Source organism: uncultured Vibrio sp., from assembly GCF_947488985.1.
Taxonomy (GTDB): Bacteria; Pseudomonadota; Gammaproteobacteria; order Enterobacterales; family Vibrionaceae; genus Vibrio.
In genome coordinates this window covers 1-962 of sequence record NZ_CANLBV010000239.1, presented here as the reverse complement: position 1 = coordinate 962, position 962 = coordinate 1, and the positions used below count along the sequence as shown (strand labels likewise).

At 51.1% G+C, this 962-nt stretch carries 1 protein-coding gene; it reads left to right on the top strand.

The window, feature by feature from the left end; translation table 11 throughout:
* The first annotated feature begins 17 nt into the window (after positions 1-17).
* Positions 18-779, top strand: coding sequence for a P-type conjugative transfer protein TrbJ (gene trbJ / locus Q1A70_RS20070; RefSeq protein ID WP_299697639.1), 762 nt, complete (start codon positions 18-20; stop codon positions 777-779).
* Positions 780-962 lie beyond the last annotated feature (183 nt).

Sequence of the window (962 nt, the reverse complement as noted above, 5' to 3'; positions counted from 1 at the left end):
ATCTGGGAGAGTGAAGAATGAGAGCCCTCATACCACGACTTATCTTGCCTATTGGTTTGATTTGGTCTTGTTCCTCTTATGCGTTTTTTTGCGCCAATTGCGCGACCATTACACAAATGGCGACGAGTAACCTTCAACAATCAAAATCGTACTACGAGCAAATTCAGCAAACGATCAACTCATTGAGAAATCTCGAATACCAAGTGCAAAACTTACAGCGCAGTAAGAACCTGCATTGGGGGGATTTAAAGTCGCACACCAACAACCTCAATACGATCGCTTCTCGGGGTAAATCGGTCTCTTACGCGATGGGGGACGTCAGTGAGCGTATGGGCGCCTTGTTTGCGGGGGTTGATGGCTATGAAGAGCAATCGGTGGCGAACATGAATTCGGTTGAGACGTATCGAGCGCAAGGGGATGCGCTGCGTGATACCGCGCAAAGCTCGCTTGAGCTGGCGCATCAAATGAGCGAGTACCAAACCTTTGATGCAAGCACGTTAGACAACATCCAAGCCAATGCTGCGAATGCGCAGGGGGCGATGCAAATCGCGCAAGCGCAATCGGAATTGCTCGCTCAAATCGTCCAACAACTGCATAAACTGCAAACGTTAATGCAGACCCAAATCCAAATGAACGCCACGTATATTGCTGCGCAATCGGACGCCACAGAGCGCGAACGCGTGACTCAAGAAAAGGTGGTGACGCAACCGCTCAATGTTGACCCCACTGACGGCAAAGATTGGGCGCAAGAGTGGCCGTCTCCGCCCATTCGGTGGTAACACACATCATTGTAAGGAACTCACCATGAGTCGAAGTTTGCAAGGTATCCGCCATCATTTGCAAGAGGCGGGGATACTGGCTCATTTAGACGATGAGCGCGTCACTGAGGTGATGCTCAACCCTGACGGCTTGCTCTGGATTGAGCGACAAGGGGAGGCGATGACGAAGGTAGGCACGGTCTC

Bases quoted from the DNA above. Each gene is read 5' to 3' on its own strand.
- trbJ (WP_299697639.1), top strand. From the start codon at position 18: ATGAGAGCCCTCATACCACGACTTATCTTGCCTATTGGTTTGATTTGG.